Source organism: Microbacterium sp., from assembly GCF_031178525.1.
Taxonomy (GTDB): domain Bacteria; phylum Actinomycetota; class Actinomycetes; order Actinomycetales; family Microbacteriaceae; genus Microbacterium.
The window spans coordinates 11,636-28,067 of record NZ_JAPSJA010000011.1; the positions used below are offsets into that span (position 1 = coordinate 11,636).

18 protein-coding genes and 2 tRNA genes are annotated in these 16,432 nt (G+C 68.5%); 11 read left to right on the plus strand and 9 right to left on the minus strand.

What is annotated here, in order from left to right:
• Positions 1 to 10: 10 nt before the first annotated feature.
• The gene (locus RIF89_RS01840) at positions 11 to 1,297 is read left to right on the plus strand and encodes an LCP family protein (protein ID WP_309067460.1); all 1,287 of its coding nucleotides are present in this window, start codon (positions 11 to 13) and stop codon (positions 1,295 to 1,297) included.
• Between the two features lie 84 nt (positions 1,298 to 1,381).
• Positions 1,382 to 1,473: transfer RNA gene (locus RIF89_RS01845), tRNA-Ser, on the plus strand.
• Between the two features lie 538 nt (positions 1,474 to 2,011).
• On the opposite strand, the gene RIF89_RS01850 is transcribed toward RIF89_RS01845, so the two are convergent.
• The 6 genes from RIF89_RS01850 to RIF89_RS01875 form a co-directional block, all read right to left on the minus strand.
• A complete protein-coding gene (locus RIF89_RS01850; RefSeq protein WP_309067461.1) occupies positions 2,012 to 2,965 on the minus strand; it encodes a CPBP family intramembrane glutamic endopeptidase in 954 nt (317 codons plus the stop codon).
• Positions 2,962 to 3,447 carry a hypothetical protein gene (locus RIF89_RS01855; RefSeq protein WP_309067462.1) on the minus strand — a complete coding sequence of 162 codons (486 nt, stop codon included), beginning with the start codon at positions 3,445 to 3,447 and terminating at the stop codon, positions 2,962 to 2,964. Before RIF89_RS01855 ends, RIF89_RS01850 begins: the two co-directional genes overlap by 4 nt.
• Positions 3,419 to 4,531 carry a sporulation-delaying protein SdpB family protein gene (locus RIF89_RS01860; RefSeq protein WP_309067463.1) on the minus strand — a complete coding sequence of 371 codons (1,113 nt, stop codon included), beginning with the start codon at positions 4,529 to 4,531 and terminating at the stop codon, positions 3,419 to 3,421. The genes RIF89_RS01855 and RIF89_RS01860 overlap by 29 nt, the downstream gene beginning before the upstream one ends.
• Positions 4,528 to 5,043, minus strand: a complete 516-nt coding sequence (locus RIF89_RS01865) for an SdpA family antimicrobial peptide system protein (protein WP_309067464.1) — start codon at positions 5,041 to 5,043, stop codon at positions 4,528 to 4,530. The genes RIF89_RS01860 and RIF89_RS01865 overlap by 4 nt, the downstream gene beginning before the upstream one ends.
• An 82-nt stretch (positions 5,044 to 5,125) precedes the next feature.
• A complete protein-coding gene (locus RIF89_RS01870) occupies positions 5,126 to 5,785 on the minus strand; it encodes a hypothetical protein (protein WP_309067465.1) in 660 nt (219 codons plus the stop codon).
• A gap of 134 nt (positions 5,786 to 5,919) precedes the next feature.
• A complete protein-coding gene (locus RIF89_RS01875) occupies positions 5,920 to 7,089 on the minus strand; it encodes a histidine kinase (RefSeq protein ID WP_309067466.1) in 1,170 nt (389 codons plus the stop codon).
• 256 nt (positions 7,090 to 7,345) lie between these two features.
• Between RIF89_RS01875 and RIF89_RS01880 the strand changes: the two genes are divergently transcribed.
• Together RIF89_RS01880 and RIF89_RS01885 are read left to right on the plus strand one after the other, a co-directional pair.
• Positions 7,346 to 8,005, plus strand: coding sequence for a response regulator transcription factor (locus tag RIF89_RS01880; protein ID WP_309067467.1), 660 nt, complete (start codon positions 7,346 to 7,348; stop codon positions 8,003 to 8,005).
• A gap of 267 nt (positions 8,006 to 8,272) precedes the next feature.
• A tRNA-Ser gene (locus RIF89_RS01885) sits at positions 8,273 to 8,365 on the plus strand.
• 296 nt (positions 8,366 to 8,661) lie between these two features.
• Here the strand turns inward: RIF89_RS01885 and RIF89_RS01890 are convergent.
• Entirely contained in the window at positions 8,662 to 9,216 is a 555-nt protein-coding gene (locus tag RIF89_RS01890; protein WP_309067468.1) for an XRE family transcriptional regulator, read from the minus strand.
• Between the two features lie 65 nt (positions 9,217 to 9,281).
• On the opposite strand from RIF89_RS01890, the gene RIF89_RS01895 reads away from it, so the two are divergent.
• From RIF89_RS01895 to RIF89_RS01925, 7 genes are all read left to right on the plus strand, one after another.
• Positions 9,282 to 10,820, plus strand: a complete 1,539-nt coding sequence (locus RIF89_RS01895; RefSeq protein ID WP_309067469.1) for an FAD-dependent oxidoreductase — start codon at positions 9,282 to 9,284, stop codon at positions 10,818 to 10,820.
• Between the two features lie 316 nt (positions 10,821 to 11,136).
• Complete coding sequence (locus RIF89_RS01900) at positions 11,137 to 11,715, plus strand: hypothetical protein (protein WP_309067470.1); 579 nt, start codon at positions 11,137 to 11,139, stop codon at positions 11,713 to 11,715.
• A 317-nt stretch (positions 11,716 to 12,032) separates the two neighbouring features.
• On the plus strand, positions 12,033 to 12,233 hold the full coding sequence (locus RIF89_RS01905; protein WP_309067471.1) for a hypothetical protein: 201 nt from the start codon (positions 12,033 to 12,035) through the stop codon (positions 12,231 to 12,233).
• An 86-nt stretch (positions 12,234 to 12,319) separates the two neighbouring features.
• On the plus strand, positions 12,320 to 12,523 hold the full coding sequence (locus RIF89_RS01910) for a cold-shock protein (RefSeq protein ID WP_309067472.1): 204 nt from the start codon (positions 12,320 to 12,322) through the stop codon (positions 12,521 to 12,523).
• A 273-nt stretch (positions 12,524 to 12,796) separates the two neighbouring features.
• Positions 12,797 to 13,744, plus strand: a complete 948-nt coding sequence (locus RIF89_RS01915; RefSeq protein WP_309067473.1) for a type II CAAX endopeptidase family protein — start codon at positions 12,797 to 12,799, stop codon at positions 13,742 to 13,744.
• Between the two features lie 53 nt (positions 13,745 to 13,797).
• On the plus strand, positions 13,798 to 15,033 hold the full coding sequence (locus tag RIF89_RS01920) for a histidine kinase (RefSeq protein ID WP_309067474.1): 1,236 nt from the start codon (positions 13,798 to 13,800) through the stop codon (positions 15,031 to 15,033).
• On the plus strand, positions 15,030 to 15,695 hold the full coding sequence (locus RIF89_RS01925) for a response regulator transcription factor (RefSeq protein WP_309067475.1): 666 nt from the start codon (positions 15,030 to 15,032) through the stop codon (positions 15,693 to 15,695). Before RIF89_RS01920 ends, RIF89_RS01925 begins: the two co-directional genes overlap by 4 nt.
• Positions 15,696 to 15,728: 33 nt before the next feature.
• On the opposite strand, the gene RIF89_RS01930 is transcribed toward RIF89_RS01925, so the two are convergent.
• The gene (locus tag RIF89_RS01930; protein WP_309067476.1) at positions 15,729 to 16,250 is read right to left on the minus strand and encodes a 2'-5' RNA ligase family protein; all 522 of its coding nucleotides are present in this window, start codon (positions 16,248 to 16,250) and stop codon (positions 15,729 to 15,731) included.
• The coding region (locus RIF89_RS01935; protein ID WP_309067477.1) for a winged helix-turn-helix transcriptional regulator at positions 16,247 to 16,432 on the minus strand (186 nt) is incomplete at its 5' end. The genes RIF89_RS01935 and RIF89_RS01930, both read right to left, overlap by 4 nt.

Below are 16,432 nucleotides of genomic sequence, written 5' to 3' on the forward strand. Positions count from 1 at the left end.
AAAGGCACGGATGAGCGACACGTCGAAGCGACGCGGCCGCCGAACGGTCGCCCGCCATGGGCAGCTGAAGGCGCAGAGCCCATTCGCCCGCCTGATGCGCATCGTCGGCATCGGGCTCGCGTGCGTGCTCGTCGCCGGCATCGGTACGGCCGCGTACGCCGCATGGGATCTCTCGTCGACCTTCGCGGAGAACGCCGTCGACATCCATGCCGAGGGGACGACCCCTCCCGAGATCGGCCAGCTCGGTGCCCAGGACGACGTCAACCTGCTGCTCACCGGCATCGACATCTGCGAGTGGGACTCGCACGAGAAGTTCGGCGACCGCTGCCCGAGCGACCGGTCCGCGTATGGCGAGGATGGCCGGCAGCTCGAGGCAGGCCTGAACGACGTGAATCTGCTCGTGCACATCTCGCCAGAGCCGCGCAAGATCACCGCGATCGCGTTCCCGCGCGACCTGATGATCCCCTCGCCCGAGTGCACGAACGCCGAGGGCGTGGTCTCCCCGGCCTCCGACCGCAAGATGATCAACGAGGCGTACGCGGCGGGTGGTCTGGCGTGCGTCACGAAGACGATCGACACGCTGACCACGCCGCATGATGCGGGGCTCTCCATCGACTACGCGGCGACAGTCACCTGGAACGGCGTGATCGAGATCACCAACGCACTGGGCGGCGTCGAGGTGTGCGTCGACGAGGGGATCAACGACGTCGAGGCGGGGATGCTCTACCTCGAGCCGGGAACGCACCAGCTGGCCGGCGAGCAGGCGCTCGCCTTCCTGCGCTCGCGTCACGGCGTCGGCAACGGCGGCGACCTCGGCCGCATCAGCAACCAGCAGGTCTATATGTCGGCGCTGGCCCGCAAGCTGATGAGCGAGCAGGTGCTGACGAATCCGGGCACGGTGCTCTCGCTCGCCCGCACGACGCTCACGAACGTCGACCCGAGCTCGAACCTGACGAACCCTGTGACGCTCGTTCAGATCGCCCTGGCGGCGAAGGACGTGCCCCTGTCCGACATCGTGTTCCTGCAGTACCCCGTGGTCGAGGACCCCTACGACGCCAACCGCGTCGTGCCCGACGAGGTCGCGGCGGCCGAGATGTTCGCGATGATGAAGGCGAACGAGTCGGTCGATCCGGCCGCTCCCGCAACCGAGGCGCCCACGCAGTCGGCCGAGGCTCCGCAGGCGCCGGAGAACACCGAGGAACCGCAGCCGGGGGTCACCGAGACGCCCGACGCCGAGCTTGCGGCGCCGGGTCGCACCGCGGAGGACGCCAGCTGCGCACAAGGCGCCGGCCTCTGAAGCGCAGCCGTTTTCGCGCTGGTGGCGGGAGCAGTTACGATGGGATGACGCGCCCGCGTGCGGGCGCGAGATCCTGCGGGATCTGGAGACGTCGCATAGTCAGGCCTAGTGCACCACCCTGCTAAGGTGGAGTCCCCTTATGGGGACCGAGGGTTCAAATCCCTCCGTCTCCGCCACGAAAGCCCCGGTCAACCGGGGCTTTCTTGTTGCCGTGGAAGGCGCTGGATGAGGCGCATTCCCCTCCCGATGCGCCCACAGGTGTCCCGCGGGGGACACCTGTACGTCACTTCGTGCCGTGTCTGAGCGCAGATCGACTGGCGAGTCCATAGACGGCACCCGTTGCGATGACGCGGTCGACCCTTCCGCGAGCATCCCAGTGGAAGGCGACCTGCGAGCCGAGCGCGTCCTTCCAGAGGAGGTAGGTCATAGCGATGACAGCGGCGGGGAGGAGGCTGGCGAGGACCGCGGCGGCGCGGCGTGCGGGTGACGAGGATCACGCTCCAATCTGGGTGCGATGAGTTGCATCTCGGTGTTGAGGTCGGAGATTCTCGTGGTGACGGGGCGATCCCGTCCGCCGGTTCGCGAATAGCGGCGGATGTACCTGCGCCACGCGGGTCTTGTCCTTGATCCCGATGCCGCGCCGGATCAGAATGCGGACCTCTGGGGAGCATATGACGGCAACTGCATTCGCTGCTTCGCACCGCGTATCGACTGCTACCGAGTCGCTATGGGCCTCGTCCGCGGCGTCCGAAACTGGCCCGTGGCGAGAAGAACAGCGATAACGGCGAATGGAAGCATCCAACCCGACCAGCCCAGGATCGTCGCATGGACGGTATCGACAGTGCTGCCGGAGGTGGCGAAGACCGAGGACAACCCGACGGACGCGTTGAGAGAACCGTGCGCCAGCGCAGCGGGCCAAACGCTTTCTGAACGAATCCGCAGCCAGGCGAGGATGCCCCCCACCAGCGTGCACATGCCGGTCATCATCAGCAGCCCCGTCCACCCCGGTGCAGTCGGATAGTTGTAACCGAGCAGGATCAGCGGTGCATGCCACAGCGCCCACAGCACGCCCGACACGGCAATCGTGGGGACAGCTCCCCACGCCATCAGACGGGGCACGAGCCAGCCCCGCCATCCGACTTCCTCACCGAGAGCGGGGATGGTGTTGATGAATGCTCCGACGGCGATCGAGACGAACTGGGAGGCGACAAGGATCCACACGGGGATCATCCCGACGTCGACGCTCTGCTGCTCGATGATGTCCATGAGCCCGCCGGCGCCGAGGAAATCGGCCGGGTACTGGCCAAGCCATGATCCGGTGACGAGCGCCGCCAGAACGAGTAGGACGGGGATGACAAGACCAAGGCCGAGGTAGAGAAACCATCGCCCCGGTCGGACGATCGGCCACATGCCCCATCCGCGGAGCACGTCCCGTCGCCGCTCGACCAGGGTCATCGCCACGAGGGAACCTAGAGCGGGAGTGAACATCACAGCGACCGCGACAAACGGGAACAGCGGATCGCTGATCCCTTTTCCCAGCCAGAGCGGCAGCGCGAGAAGCCAGGCGCTCCCGAAGGTCACGGCGATGAAGGTCGCGAGCGAGGCGAGCGCTCGGGCGTCCGTACTCGGCAGCTGATCAACGGTTGTCGTGCGGCGCAGTCCGTTCACTCGGCGAACCGGACGTCGACGGTCCCCTGCGGCGCGAGGCTGCGCAGCTCACGCACGGCGGCATCGGTGCCGTCGCCGAGCGCGACGAGGTAGCGACGTCCGTCAGTAAGCACGAACTTCACCGAGCGGGTGTCACCTGCGCTGAGGAGGATTCCATGCCGCTTCTGGCTGCCTTTGATCCCCCAGCCGCCGAAGTCCTCGAAGGGGCGCACCTCCTCCACGAAGACCGACTCGACCTCGGACCACCGCAGCCGCTTGCCCCAGAACGGGACGAGCGAGACCGCTACGGACGTCTCATCGGCGCGGACACGCACGCCGGAGAAGAAGGTGATGATAATGAGCACCGCGACTGCGGCGCCGGCGACGATCCAACCGGCAGGAGAATCGACGTTAAGGAGGGCGACGAGGAGCAGGATCGCCGGGCCGACGAACAAGATCGCGCGCAGGCTGGTGTCAAAGGGTCGGTACGCGATCGTGCGCATGCAGATCATCGCCTTTCGTCGGTGGGGCGGTCAGAACCGCGGCTTTCGGGGTCCGGGCGTCCGTTCCAGTCTTCCCCGTGGCCGCGACGGTCGTCGAGGAGGCAGACGAGTCGGGAAGCGCCGCAGAATCGGGTCGCGGTCGAACGAGATACAGCAGCAAAGCCGCGGTCATGGTCACCGAGAATGACCACAGGCCGAAGGACACCGCGATGCTGAGATGGAACAGCACCCCGACGACCAGCATGACCGAGCGGAAACGTTGATTCGCCACGAGAGCGAATGCGAGGAGAAGCTCCGTCAGGAGCGAGCCGTAAGCGAGGACTGCGGCGCCCACGTTCGATCCGACAATCCAGAGCAGCATCGACCGGAGCGGTTCCGCCGGAGCGAAGGTCGGGTCGTGGAACCAGTACCAGAGAACCGTGCCGTTGGCCCATTCTTCGACGGCGAACTTGCCTACCGCCGCGTGGAAGTAGATGACGCAGACCTGGACCCAGATGAGTATGAGGGCGGAGTACGCGAGGACTTTCACAGCGATTGTGCGCGAGGTGTACCGCCGGTCGGCTTGCCAATGATTGAGACGGCGGTCTCCGAGCAGCAGGGGCAAGAGCAGGAGTGTCAGCACAGCGGAGACTTGATCGCCGCCGTCCGGCACGGGGCTTGTCATGTTGAAGCTCCACGCGACCCACCAATGCGGGAGTGCGGTCAGGGCGGGCAGGAATCCGGAGAGCACCAGCAGGAGCACCGCGATCGCAATCGACATTGCAATCCATCCGGTGTCGCCGCGGAATAGACAGAACAGGGAACCGGCCGATAGCGGCCTGTCGCATGTCACGCCGTCGGGATAGTTCACGCTGCGGAAGAAGAGCTGCGTGTGGGGCGTTGCGAGGAGGGTCGCGAGCGTCGCGGCTGCGAGCAACGAGCGGGCTAGACCGAGCAGAGGCGTGAACGGCGTGACCGTCCGGACAACGTTGTCGGCCGCGAGGAGAGTCTTCGGTAGTCCTCGCAGGGGGGCGATAACGCCGGCCCGAAGGTGGTCGCGCGCGGGCCGTGACCAGCGCACGGCGGCTTCACGGAGAGAGGTCATCCCGGTTCCTGACATGACACGAGCAGTCGGATGGACTCCCCATCGGTTCGATTGAGGTAGTCGCGGTACGCCCACGGGACGGGCTCTCGTCGCACCAGGCCAACGTCGCCGCACAGCCTCAGGTCGTGGCCCACCGCCGACACCTCGTGGGCTGGGGTGTTGTCCAGACACTGAGAGTCCGACGCGGACTTGGAGCACTCTTGCCACCAGTCGTCTTCGACCTGCGCGAGCACGGTCTGCACGTCGAATTCTGTGAGGCGCGACTCGCGGTTCAATCCGAAGGCCCATCTGAGCTGCGCGTTCGGCCCTCGGTCTGCCGTTATCCAGCCGTCCGAGCCGTCGCTCCGGTAGGGGAAGTGCACCTGCCCGCGGGGTGACTTCGTGAAGAAGGCCCAGCCCTGCGGAGCTACCTGCTGCACCCCGCGCAGTTGAGATTGCGTGGTGGTCGGCAGGAGCTCGCCGATCGGCAGCCAGGTCAGGGCGCTGATGGCGAGCAGAGCCGCGACCGTCACCGTCGTGATCGCGAGGTGCGCCCCCGCTCGATCGCGCTGTCGGCCGCGGCTCCGCCCGTTGTCATTCATACAATCGTCGTCCTCATCGCGCTTCGGCGGCGACGGTGACGTCGACCGCGAACTTCTCCCGCATCAGCTCGGACTGAGCGGACGCGGACTCGGCACTGCTGCCGCACCACGCCCAGGCACCGCACCAGAGCGCGGCGGCCACCACGACTGCTGCTGCCCCTGTGACCACGACCGTGTTGTGCACCGCTGCGGCCGCGTAGGCCCAGCACACGACGGCGACGCCGCATGGGGAGACGGCCTGGACCTCACCCGCTGCGGCCGTGGCCGCTGCGCCGTCGACCTGAGCGACCTGCGATGCCGCGTAATCGTCGAGCACGTCCCCGACGGTCGCGAACGCCTCTTCGGTCGATGCCGGATCGCCCTCGCGGATGAGGTCGAGAGCCGGGGCGAGTTCGCTGTACTCGGCGAGCAACTCCTGTGTGACCGCAGTTGCCGACTGCTCGTACTTCACGGCAGCTTCGGCGGCGGTGTCCTCTGGCGTTGCCCGAACGTCCGCGGCTGTCCCGATCTCGTCGGCGAAGTCGCCGACACCGAAGACGAGTCCGAGCACGAGATCCTCGTCGCTTACCGCCGGCTCCGTAGACGAGGCCATGGCCCCCGGGGCGAACATGCCGCCCAGTACGATCGCGATCGCCGCCGTCATCGCGGCGATCGTCGTCTTCTTTGCTTTCATTACTCCCGCTTTCTGATCGACCCTCTGGATTCGACAACAGACGGGACGGAACTCGCTCCCGTTCGCGCATGACGCTATGGCGGCGCGAGCGTGAGTCAGTAGAGCCGTTTGACCAGAGCGGGGCGGACCTTCGGTCAGCGCTTCTTCGGAGCGAGCGCTCCGAGCGGGATGTGAATGGCCAGGCGCCACGCTCCGTCCTGCGGCCCGGCGTCAAAGTGGCCGCCGAGATCGAGCACGCGCTGTCGCATGCGGGCGAGGCCCGTCCCGCCGGACGGCAGGACACGGCGCCGCGCGCCCGCGAGCGAGCTTCGAACGACGAGAGTGACTTGATCTTGGCGCGCGTCGAACGCCAGATCTACTCGACCGCGCCCGCCGTGCTTGAGCACGTTGGTGACCGATTCCCGCAGCATCCGTGCCAGCGCGAGGTCGATGTCGGGCCGGAGGAGCGTCCGAGAATCGGGAACCGTGACTGTGACGTCGTGACCCACAGACTTGAGGATCCGTCGAGCCTCCTCGAGGGTCGTCCAGAGGGAATCCTGCGAAGGTGAGGAGGGTGCGAACGCGTCGCTCTCGGTCTCGATGACATGTCGAAGGTCTCGGAGCGCATCGAGTGCCGTACGCCGGATCGTCTCCTCCGAAGCGCGACGCAGCGAGGCGTCTGCTTCATCGAGGAGCTGCGAGTGCAGCGCAATCACGGTCAAGTCATGAGCGATGCTGTCGTGGAGGTCGCCGGCGATACGTCGGCGATCCGCGACAATCGCCTCGTGCTCCCGGTCCGCTGCCTCGGCCAGCGCCTCGTCGAGTCGGCGGCCGCGCGCGTAAGCCGCCCGGAGCGCCAGCCCGACACCACCCAGGGCAGCCGCAACCAGCACGTAGCCCGCGACAATTCCCGGAGTCGTTGCCGCGTCCTGTCCGATCGCTGCGGCGGCAACGACGAGCACAGACGCGTAGCTGATCACCAGCGCCGCGCTGCCCGTGCGCGTCACGCACCCCGCGGCAATCGCGAACGCCAGCAGCGTCACATCGGCGAGGCCGAAAAAGAACGAAATCGTCAAAGCTGCGCCGAGCAAGAGAGTCGCGGCGAACGGCGACCACAGGAACAAGACGAACGCCGCGGTGACGGCAATTTCGAACAGGGACGCTCCGAGGTCGTCGGTTCCACCCACGATCGTGACCACGACACCCGCGACGATACCGATGGCGACCGCAACGAGCACGGTCGCCTTCTCGAGCCGATTCAGCGCTTCCGGTTCACGCAGCAGCGCTCGAAGGCCATCAACCGATGCTGTCGAAGGACTGGGCACCGCTCCAGTATGGCGAGTGCGCTGGTAGCCGCGCCGTCGCGCGCGCTCGCCGCGACGCGCTAACTGCAGAGCCCGAGCACCTGACAGAGGTACTCCCAAATTCCGTACGTAGACACCATGCGCCACCCCCTCGTCTCGTCCCTCGCAGACTTCGTCCGCGGATCCAGCCTCACCGACTCTGTCTCCGCGCACAGTAGACAAAGGTCCAAGCTCTACTGGTCGAAAGGTGACGTTCCGCCTTGGATAGTCTGAAGCGATGACGCAGATTCGTGTCGTCATAGCGGACGACGATCCCCTCGTGCGCACGGCACTCGCGCAGTTTCTCTCCCGTGGCCCCGACCTCTCGGTGGTGGCGCAAGCGGAAGACGGGGCCAGCGCGGTGGCCGCAGTCGCCGAGCATCGACCGGACGTCGTAATGATGGACGTGCAGATGCCGGGCATGAACGGCATCGACGCGACGGCGGAGATCGGCGCGAGATGGCCGAGCGTGCGGGTGCTCGCCGTTACGACGTTCGAAACGCCCGAGACCATCCTGCCGATGCTCCGTGCGGGGGCCGCCGGATATGTCCTCAAGGATTCGAGCGTGAACGAGATCCTCGACGGCGTGCGCCACGTTCACGAGGGTGCGAGTTCGTTATCGCCCCGCGTCGCTGCGATGCTCATCGATCACATGAAGAAGGATTCTTCAGCAGCGACTTCGCCCCCGCCGCCACTCGAGAAGCTCACAGATCGTGAGGCGGACGTGCTCCAGAAGCTTGCTCGGGGCATGTCGAACGCAGAGATCGCCGACGCGCTCATCGTGTCCGAAGGAACGGTCAAGGCGCACCTGGGACGCATCATGGCGAAGTGGCATGTGCGTGATCGGGTGCAGATCCTTATCGCCGCGTCGAAGGCTGGCCTCGTCGACTTGCGATAATCAACCTGCCCGCGCGCAGCTGGGCGCGGAGCCCTCGAATCCCGTGCGCGGCCGTGGAATCGTTGGCCGTACTTCGGGCACTTCGCGAGACCTGAGCGCGTGCCGACCGGGCGCTGGACGAGTGTCCCCCAGGTGTCCCCGAGCATCCAGAGACTGTCGTTGAATCCAATGTGTCGAGTGTTTGGCGTGCCTCACGAGAAGCAGAGAAGCAGCTCAAAGGGCCAGATCAAGCGGCGGAAAGCGCGTTGTTTCGCGGGAATCCGCGCCGGAGGTGCTGGGGCTCGCGGGGGCTCGCAGTGACCCTGCTAAGGTGGAGTCCCCTTATGGGGACCGAGGGTTCAAATCCCTCCGTCTCCGCCACGAGAGCCCCGGTCGTCCGGGGCTTTCTTGTTGGTGCGGAACGCCTGGGCGAAGCCGGCCGTTCGCCGCGTATCGAGTGGCAGCCTCGGCCACGCGGTTGTTGCAGTCGACGTACGAGTTGTGTAGGGATGGACCGCGGCGGTCCAGCTGGAGCTGTCGTGAAGTGCCCGCCGGCGTCGCACAGGTAGAGGGCGGAGGCGAGGACCGCGTCGTCGATCCGATGCAGATCGGCCTCGCCGTGTCGATTCCCGTCCTGGGCTCTCGTGCGCGTGGACCGGCTTGGTCTCCTACGACGGTCAGGGTGCGCCGTGTGTGTGCATGCGCTCGCCCGAAGCGCTGAAGATGCTGACGACCTCCGCCGACCCGTCCGCCGTCGCGCTGAGGCTGTGGGGCATCCGCGTGTCGAACTCGGCCGCCTCACCACGCTCGATGATGTGCTCGTGATCGTCAAGCGAGAGCCGCAGACGGCCGCTCAGGACGAACAGCCATTCGTAACCGTCGTGCACGCGCGGCGCGGGCGCGTGGTCGCGCGGTGGGAAGGTCACCTTGAAGGCCTGGACGGGCGAGTTCTCGAGCGTGAGGGGCGCGATGACCATGCCGTCCCGGCGCTCGATCGCCCGGCGAACGCGCGGATCCCCCGACCCCGCGGGCACGAGATCGTCGAGGCGGATGCCGAGCTGGCGCGTCAGCGGAAGCAGGAGCGGCAGCGAGGCCTGACGCTTGCCCGATTCCAATCGCGACAGCGTGCTCGACGACATCCCAGCCCGGGTAGCCAGCTCTTCGAGCGTCCACCCTCGATCTCGTCGCGCGGCTCGCAGGCGCGGGCCGATCTGTTCCAGCGTGGCGTCCATCGCTCAAGTTTGCCATTACTGCAAGAGAAGTTGCCGCCACGACGCGCGCGGACGAGGCTCGATGCATGACCAACGACTGGGAAGCTGTGATCATCGGGGGCGGCGCGGCGGGTTTGAGCGCCGCGCAGATGTTGGGCCGGTCGCACAGGCGCACGCTCGTCATCGACGGCGGGAGCCCGCGCAACCGCTTCGCCGCGCACATGCACGGTGTGCTCGGGCATGACGGCCTCGACCCCGCCGCACTTCTCGAACGGGGCCGGGCGGAAGCGCGCGCGTACGGCGTCGAGATCGTCACAGGACTCGTGGCATCGCTCTCGGACGAGGGCGACCGCCTCCGGATCGAGCTCGAGGACGGCGCCCCCGCGCCGGCGCGCGCCGTCGTCATCGCGACCGGCGTGAGAGACGACCTCCCGGACGTCCCGGGACTCGCGGACGGCTGGGGCAGAACCGTGCTGCACTGTCCGTACTGCCACGGCTGGGAGGTCGCGGGGCAGCGCCTCGCCGTGCTCGCGACGTCGCCGATGAGCGTGCATCAGATCCAGCTCGTGCGTCAGCTCTCCGAGGACGTCACCGCGTTCACGGCCGCCGCCGAGCCGCTGGGAGACGATGTCGCGGCCCGGCTGCTGGCGCGCGGCGTCCGTGTCGTCCCCGCTGCCGTCCGCCGTGTGCGCCCCGGTGAGGACGGCCTGACCGTCGTGACGGATGACGGCGCCGAGAGGGTCGTCGCCGCAATTTTCACGGGCGGGACTCCCGTGCTGAACCTCGCCTTCGCGGAGGGCCTCGAGCTCCAGCGCGCGGAGATGCCGGGCGCACCACTGGCCGTCGACATGATGGGGAAGACCAGCCATCCGCGGATCTTCGCCGCGGGCAATGTCACCTCGCCCTTCGCGAATGTCCCGGTCTCGATGGGTGCCGGGTCGATGGCGGGAGCCGGAGCGAACGCGATGCTCACCGAGGAGGACTTCGCTCTGGCTGTCGCCGATCGCACCGCGCAGCGCAACGCCGCGTGGGAAGAGCGATACGCCGCGGAGGACCGCTTCTGGTCGGGTCGGGTCAACGCGTCGGTGGCGGCGATCGTGGCCGAGCTCGCGCCAGGCATCGCGCTCGACGTGGGTTCCGGAGAGGGCGGGGATGTCGTCTGGCTGGCCGAGCGCGGCTGGAGGGCGACGGGAGTCGACGTGTCCGCGACGGCTGTCCGCCGCGCAGCGGAGCTCGCCGCGGAGCGCGGCGTGGACGCCCGGTTCGTCGTCGGCGACGGAGCGAGTGCCGTCGAGGGCGAGTTCGACCTGGTGCTCGCCAGCTTCCTGCATTCGTGGGAGAGCGATTTTCCCCGCGTCCAGATGCTGCGCGACGCCGCCGAGCGGGTCGCCCCGGGCGGTCGCCTTCTTGTCGTCTCGCACGCGGCTACGCCGCCCTGGGCCCGGGACCTGCCCGAGCACGCGCCGGTCCTTCGCATGCCGGACGAAGAGCTCCGCCTGCTCGACCTCGACCCCGCCGACTGGCACGCCGAGATCGTGGAGACCCGCCGGCGCGAGGCGACGGCACCGGACGGCACGCCGTCACACCTGGACGACGGCATCCTCCTTCTGCGGCGGCTCGCCTGACCAGGCCCCGCACCGGCCCTGAGCCTCGGTTCCTCACCGATCCCGCGTGGTGCACGCTTGGCGCCTCAGGGCGCGACGCTTACACGAGCAATGGCGGGCTGCGCCTTCGTCAACCCGGCGCTGGTCGCGACCGTCGCGGTCGCACCGGTATGTTCTTCAGCGGGTCTGCTCGGCTCCCCGGGATCGAGCAGTGGGAAGAGGGGGCTTCATGCGTGCGCGCGAACTGTCGCGGAGAAGCAGAGACGACCGTCGGCAGACGGTGCAGAACGGAAGCGACGCCCTCTGATGAGACCACTCAGCGAGAAAGCGCGAGCCCGTGTCTTCCTCACCTGCTGACCGGCGAGCACGACGCGGCGCCGCCCCTCGTCGTCGGCATACGCGGGCGATCTCCCTGACACTCGGCGGCGCCCTGCTGACCGCCGGGACGATCTTGGTTGCGGCCGCGCTGCTCGCGCCGCAGGCTGTCGAGAAGACGTATGGAGACGTCAAGACGGCTGTGATCCAGCAGGTGGATCAGGTGCGGCAAGACGTGTTCTCGGAGCTGCCATCGGTTGCGCTCGGGGTTCGTGGGGGCATCGCCGAGCTGGACCGCTGCGATGGCACCTTCACCGAGATGCTCTCGTACGAGCGTGATGGGGTGCCACCCGTGTGGGCGGCGCACAACAACTGCGGCGGTGACGTGACCCTCGGCTGGGAAACGGGGCAGCACATCCGAATCGTGGGCGACGAGCAGGTCTACGAGGTCATCGACATCCGGTACACCTCGAAGATCTGGTCGAGCACAGACGACCTCGTCGGCCTCGGCGGCGACCTGGCCCTGCAGACCTGCTTCTACGGCGAGGACCGGATGAAGTTCGTGGGCCTCGCGCCGCTCCCCGTAGCCGCATCGCCATGACGGCGAGGTCGCGAACCGCTGCTGATCGCCGGGGAGTCCCGCTCGCCCCCCGGGGGCCGTCAGCCGGAGGCGCAGGGGAGTGACACTCCCTAAGCGCGTCGAATGGCGCATGCCGGCCGAATGCGGTAGCGTCGTAAGCGAGTTATTGAAGTTGTGTTTCTGCTGGAGTTCCCTCCAGACCGGCTTCTGGGCCCCGAGCAATGATTCGGGCTGGTATTCAGTTCAGTGACTTTGGTCGCATCCCCAACCGCGGTGCGTTTTCTTCCGATTGGTTCTGTATCCGTTCCCTTGCTGCTCCAGCGGCATCTGCGACAGTCGTGTGGCGCCAGGCCTCCGACGACGTCCATGTCGCGACCGTGCACGGCGAGTTCGCCGGCTTCATCGCCGAAGGCTTCGGTCGCTATACCGCGCACGACGCCCATAGCCGCCCACTGTTCATCACCGCCACGAGGAGCGAAGCTCGCGTGGCGCTGGAGACTTTCCACCGCTCCGCCGCGTCGCCTCGCGTCCTGCGCTGACCGGCTCACCCCAGACCCCGTGGCGACGCCGTCGCCGCGCTCACACGGATCACCACCATGGTCCAAGACAACGAAGGAATGACGTCATGGCCACAGGCACCGTCAAATGGTTCAACGCTGACAAGGGATTCGGCTTCATCGCCCCCGACGACGGCTCCGCCGACGTGTTCGCGCACTTCAGCGCGATCAACAGCGGCGGCTACCGCAGCCTCGAGGAGAACCAGAAGGTCTCCTACGAGGCCGAGCAGGGCCCGAAGGGCATGCAGGCAGCGAACATCCAGCTCGTCTGACGTGACCAACAAGCGGGCGCTCGCCCCGGGCTGACTCCCGGGACGAGCGCCCGTTCTGCTGTCCGCACCAGGGCCCCGGCCTGAACGGAAGTCGAGCGCTCACCGCCTCGAGACGGGTGTGCGCGTGGAGGAGCATGCATCCGGCGCTCCTTCTTCACGAATCGTCGGGAGTCGCCTCACTCACCCGCCGATGAGCAGCACCTTTCGGATGAGTCCGCGCAATGGCACCCTGCGGGCGTAGAGCCGGCTCAAGGCGCTTCCTAGCGTCGAGGCATGACCACATCGCATGCGCCCACCCGGACCCCGCGGCCGTCGGTCGCCGTCGACGCCCCCGATCGTCGCGGCCCAGCCGCCCTCATCCGGTCGCATCCTCTCGTCGCCTTCTTCGCGCTCGCGAATCTCCTCAGCTGGGCGGCATGGCTGCCGTACGTCCTATCCCAGAACGGGCTCGGCGTCTGGGACTTCCGCTTCCCGGACCTCCTCGGCAGCGGCCAGATCCTGGGAGTCCTGCCCGGCGCCTACCTGGGCCCGATCTTCTCCGCGTTCCTGGTCACCGCCATCGTCGATGGGCGTGCGGGGCTCAGCGCGTGGGCGCGTCGCCTCTGGCGCTGGAAGGTGGCGCCGCGGTGGTTCGCGATCACGCTGCTGGGCGTTCCCGCCGGGATGCTGCTGACCGGCCTGGTGTTCTCCGGGGGACAGATCGCCCTGCCGTCGGCCTCGGCGCTCCTCGCCTTCGTGCCGGTGCTGCTGTTCCAGTTCGTGACGACCGGGCTCGCGGAGGAGCCGGGGTGGCGCGACTTCGCGCTGCCGCGGCTGCAGAACCGGTTCACGCCGCTCGGCGCCGCGTTCGTGCTCGGCCCGCTGTGGGGTGCATGGCACCTGCCGCTGTTCCTCAGCGATTGGGGCGGCTACCCCGACGCATCGTGGACCCGGCCCCTGGCATTCCTGGCCTTCTGCGTGGCGTTCAACATCGTGATGTCGTGGGTGTTCAACCGCACGGGCCAATCGCTGCCGCTGTCCATGCTGATGCACGTCGGCGTCAACACGTTCGCGTCCGTGATGTGGGCCGAGCTCTTCCCGTCCTTGGACGGTGAGCTCGCGCTGGTCGCCATGGCAGCAGGCGCCGCGGTCGCTGCCGTCGTGATCGTGGTCGCGACCAGGGGCCGGCTCGGCTATGCCGACCGGATCGACGCGCGCACCGAACCCGCCGGGGCCGCGTGATCCCGCGTCTCCGCTCGCCGCGGTCGGCCGGTGCCGCGCCCTACCATGGGCGTGTGGCACCGGCCGAGCGCTCGTTCTCAGCGGTGTCCGTCGCGGCGGGCACCGTCGTCGTCGCCCTCGGCGTCCTCGGCGTGGTCGCGGCGCTCATCGCCGCAGACCCCTCCGAGCAGGACGTGCCCACGTCGACGTCCTGGTGGACGGCTGCGGTGCTCGCGCTGCAGGCCGCCGCGCTGCTGCTGCCCCGTCTTCACGGTGCGCCTCTCCTCGTGGCGTCGGCCCTGCCGATGGCGCTGCCGCTCACGGCCCCGGGCTCGCTGTTCAGCGTCACCGCGCTCCCCGTCGTCGTCGGCGCCTTCCTCTCGGGGATGCAGATTCCGTTCCGGCGGCTGAGGTGGATCGCCGCGGCGTCCGGCGTGCTGGTGATGGCCGGACAGCTGGGCAACGCGGTCGCGTCCGGCCGCACGGACTATGCAGGCGCGGGTCTCGAAGCCCTCCTGCAGGCCGTGCTGGTCGTGGGTCTGCCGCTGCTTCCGGCGACGGCCATCCGCGCGCAGAGGGCGGCGCGTCGAGCGCAGCAGGAGACTCTGGAGGCGGTGGCGCGCCAGCGCGATGCCCAGATCGGCGAAGCCATCGCGCTCGAGCGCGCCGCGATGGCGCGCGAACTGCACGACATCGCCGCCCACCACCTCTCCGGGATCTCCGTCATGGCCTCCGCACTGGAGCGGCAGATCGGCAGCGACCCGGACGGGGCGCGGGCGGGCGCCGCGGCGGTCCGCGCCCAGAGCAGAGCCGTCCTCGACGACCTGCGCCGCCTGGTCGGGCTGCTCCGCGACGCCGACGGAGCGGACGACGTCGTCAAGACGCTCGCAACCGTCCCCGCACTCGTCGATGCTGCTTCCGTCACGGGCGCGGACGTCGTCCTCGACATCCGCCGGCCGCCGACGGGCGCACTGGGAGAGGGGATCGGGCCGCTGGCGCAGCTTGCCGCCTACCGGATGGTGCAGGAATCCCTCACCAACGCCGCCCGATACGCCCCGCATGCCCCGTGCACCGTCACGATCGACGACCAGGACCCCGCGCTGCTGCGCGTCACCGTACGCAACGCCCGACCTCTGGAAAGAGCCGCCGCGAGCGCAAGCGGGTCTGGCTTCGGGATCCTGGGGATGCGGGAGCGCGCTGCGCTCATCGGCGGCTCCTTCGATGCCGGCCCCGCCGGCGACGGTGGGTGGGAGGCTCGCATGAGCATCCCCCGCGAGCGTGTTCGCCCCGACAGGAAGCAGACCCCGTGATCCGTGTCCTCCTCGCGGACGACCAGCCGCTCGTCCGAGCCGGTCTCGCCGCGCTCCTGGCCGAGGAAGGCGACATCGAGGTGGTGGGGGTCGCCGCCGACGGGGACGAGGCGCTTCGCCTCGCCCTCGAAACAGTTCCGGACGTCGTGTGCCTGGACATCCGCATGCCGGGACAGGACGGGATCGCCGTCGCCCAGAGGTTGTGCGGGCCGGGCGCCGACCCCCGGATCCCGGTGCTGATCCTGACCACGTTCGCCATCGACGACTACGTCTTCCGTGCATTGGAGGCCGGCGTCTCCGGGTTCCTGCTCAAGGACTCCGACCCCGAGGAGATCCTCCGCGCCGTGCCCCGCATCGCGGACGGGCACGGCATGCTCGATCACACGCTCACGCGTCGCATCGTCGACGAGTATGTGCAGCGCCGCCGCCTGCAACCGGTCACCGCCGCGCGGGCTGCGGAGTCGCTCACCGCGCGCGAGCGGGACATCCTGCTCCTGCTGGCGCAGGGGATGTCGAACGAGCAGATCGCGGGGGAGCTGTTCGTCGAAATCGCGACCGTGAAGTCGCACCTGGCCAGGATGCTGCCGAAGCTCGGTGTGCAGTCCCGGCTGCAGGCTGCCGTCTGGGCCTATCAGAATCACGTGGTCACCGTCGACGAGTGACCCCGCCGTCGAGGTGAGCGGCACCACCCGGTGTCAGCGGAAGTCGCCGAGCGGGGTGACGGTTCGCGTCGCGGCGTCCCAGCGGCGCAGTGATCGGGCGGTGCCGGTGATGTCGCCGCGCACCACGTCGAGGGCCTGCTCGAGGTCGCTCGTGCGGACGCGCCGGGCGAGGGTCACGTGAGGCGTCCAGGACCCTGGGGCGGTGTGGGGGGCGTCCTCGCCGGGCCCCGCCGCCTGGTGCACCGCGTGGTGCAGCGCGAGCAGCTCACGCGACGGGAGGATGCTGCGGGCCAGCACCCGCCGATCGCCCGCGCCGAACAGCAGCGGCGCGCCGAGGTGTACGCCGAACGACGCTCCCGCCGTGATCGCCGCTGCGTCGAACGGCGCGAGCTCGGTCCGCACGAGAAGCGTGATGTGGGGGCGATTGCTCGCCGCCGTGTGCGGGGCAAGACTCGACAGTCCCGCGGCGGACAGCGCATCCCACTCGGCGCGCACGGCGGCCTCTGTCTCGGTGTCGAGCAGCAGCTCGACGCTGACCACCGGCGCGCGCGTCACGCTCCGACGATAGCGCCGGGGTGTCCCCCTGGCCCCTCCGCGCCCCAGCGTGCGAGCGCCGTGATCGCGTCGTGCAACGCGAGGCCGCGCTCGGTCAGCGCGTACGCCCGAGTGTTGTGCAGGAGGGGGAGGCGGTACAGGACGCCTGCTGCTTCGAGCTCGCGCAAGCGCGTTGCGAGCAT

Bases quoted from the DNA above. Each gene is read 5' to 3' on its own strand.
- RIF89_RS01840 (WP_309067460.1), top strand. From the start codon at position 11: ATGAGCGACACGTCGAAGCGACGCGGCCGCCGAACGGTCGCCCGCCAT.
- RIF89_RS01855 (WP_309067462.1), bottom strand. From the start codon at position 3,447: ATGCGCACGATCGCGTACCGACCCTTTGACACCAGCCTGCGCGCGATC.
- RIF89_RS01860 (WP_309067463.1), bottom strand. From the start codon at position 4,531: ATGACCTCTCTCCGTGAAGCCGCCGTGCGCTGGTCACGGCCCGCGCGC.
- RIF89_RS01870 (WP_309067465.1), bottom strand. From the start codon at position 5,785: ATGAAAGCAAAGAAGACGACGATCGCCGCGATGACGGCGGCGATCGCG.
- RIF89_RS01880 (WP_309067467.1), top strand. From the start codon at position 7,346: ATGACGCAGATTCGTGTCGTCATAGCGGACGACGATCCCCTCGTGCGC.
- RIF89_RS01890 (WP_309067468.1), bottom strand. From the start codon at position 9,216: ATGGACGCCACGCTGGAACAGATCGGCCCGCGCCTGCGAGCCGCGCGA.
- RIF89_RS01895 (WP_309067469.1), top strand. From the start codon at position 9,282: ATGACCAACGACTGGGAAGCTGTGATCATCGGGGGCGGCGCGGCGGGT.
- RIF89_RS01910 (WP_309067472.1), top strand. From the start codon at position 12,320: ATGGCCACAGGCACCGTCAAATGGTTCAACGCTGACAAGGGATTCGGC.
- RIF89_RS01915 (WP_309067473.1), top strand. From the start codon at position 12,797: ATGACCACATCGCATGCGCCCACCCGGACCCCGCGGCCGTCGGTCGCC.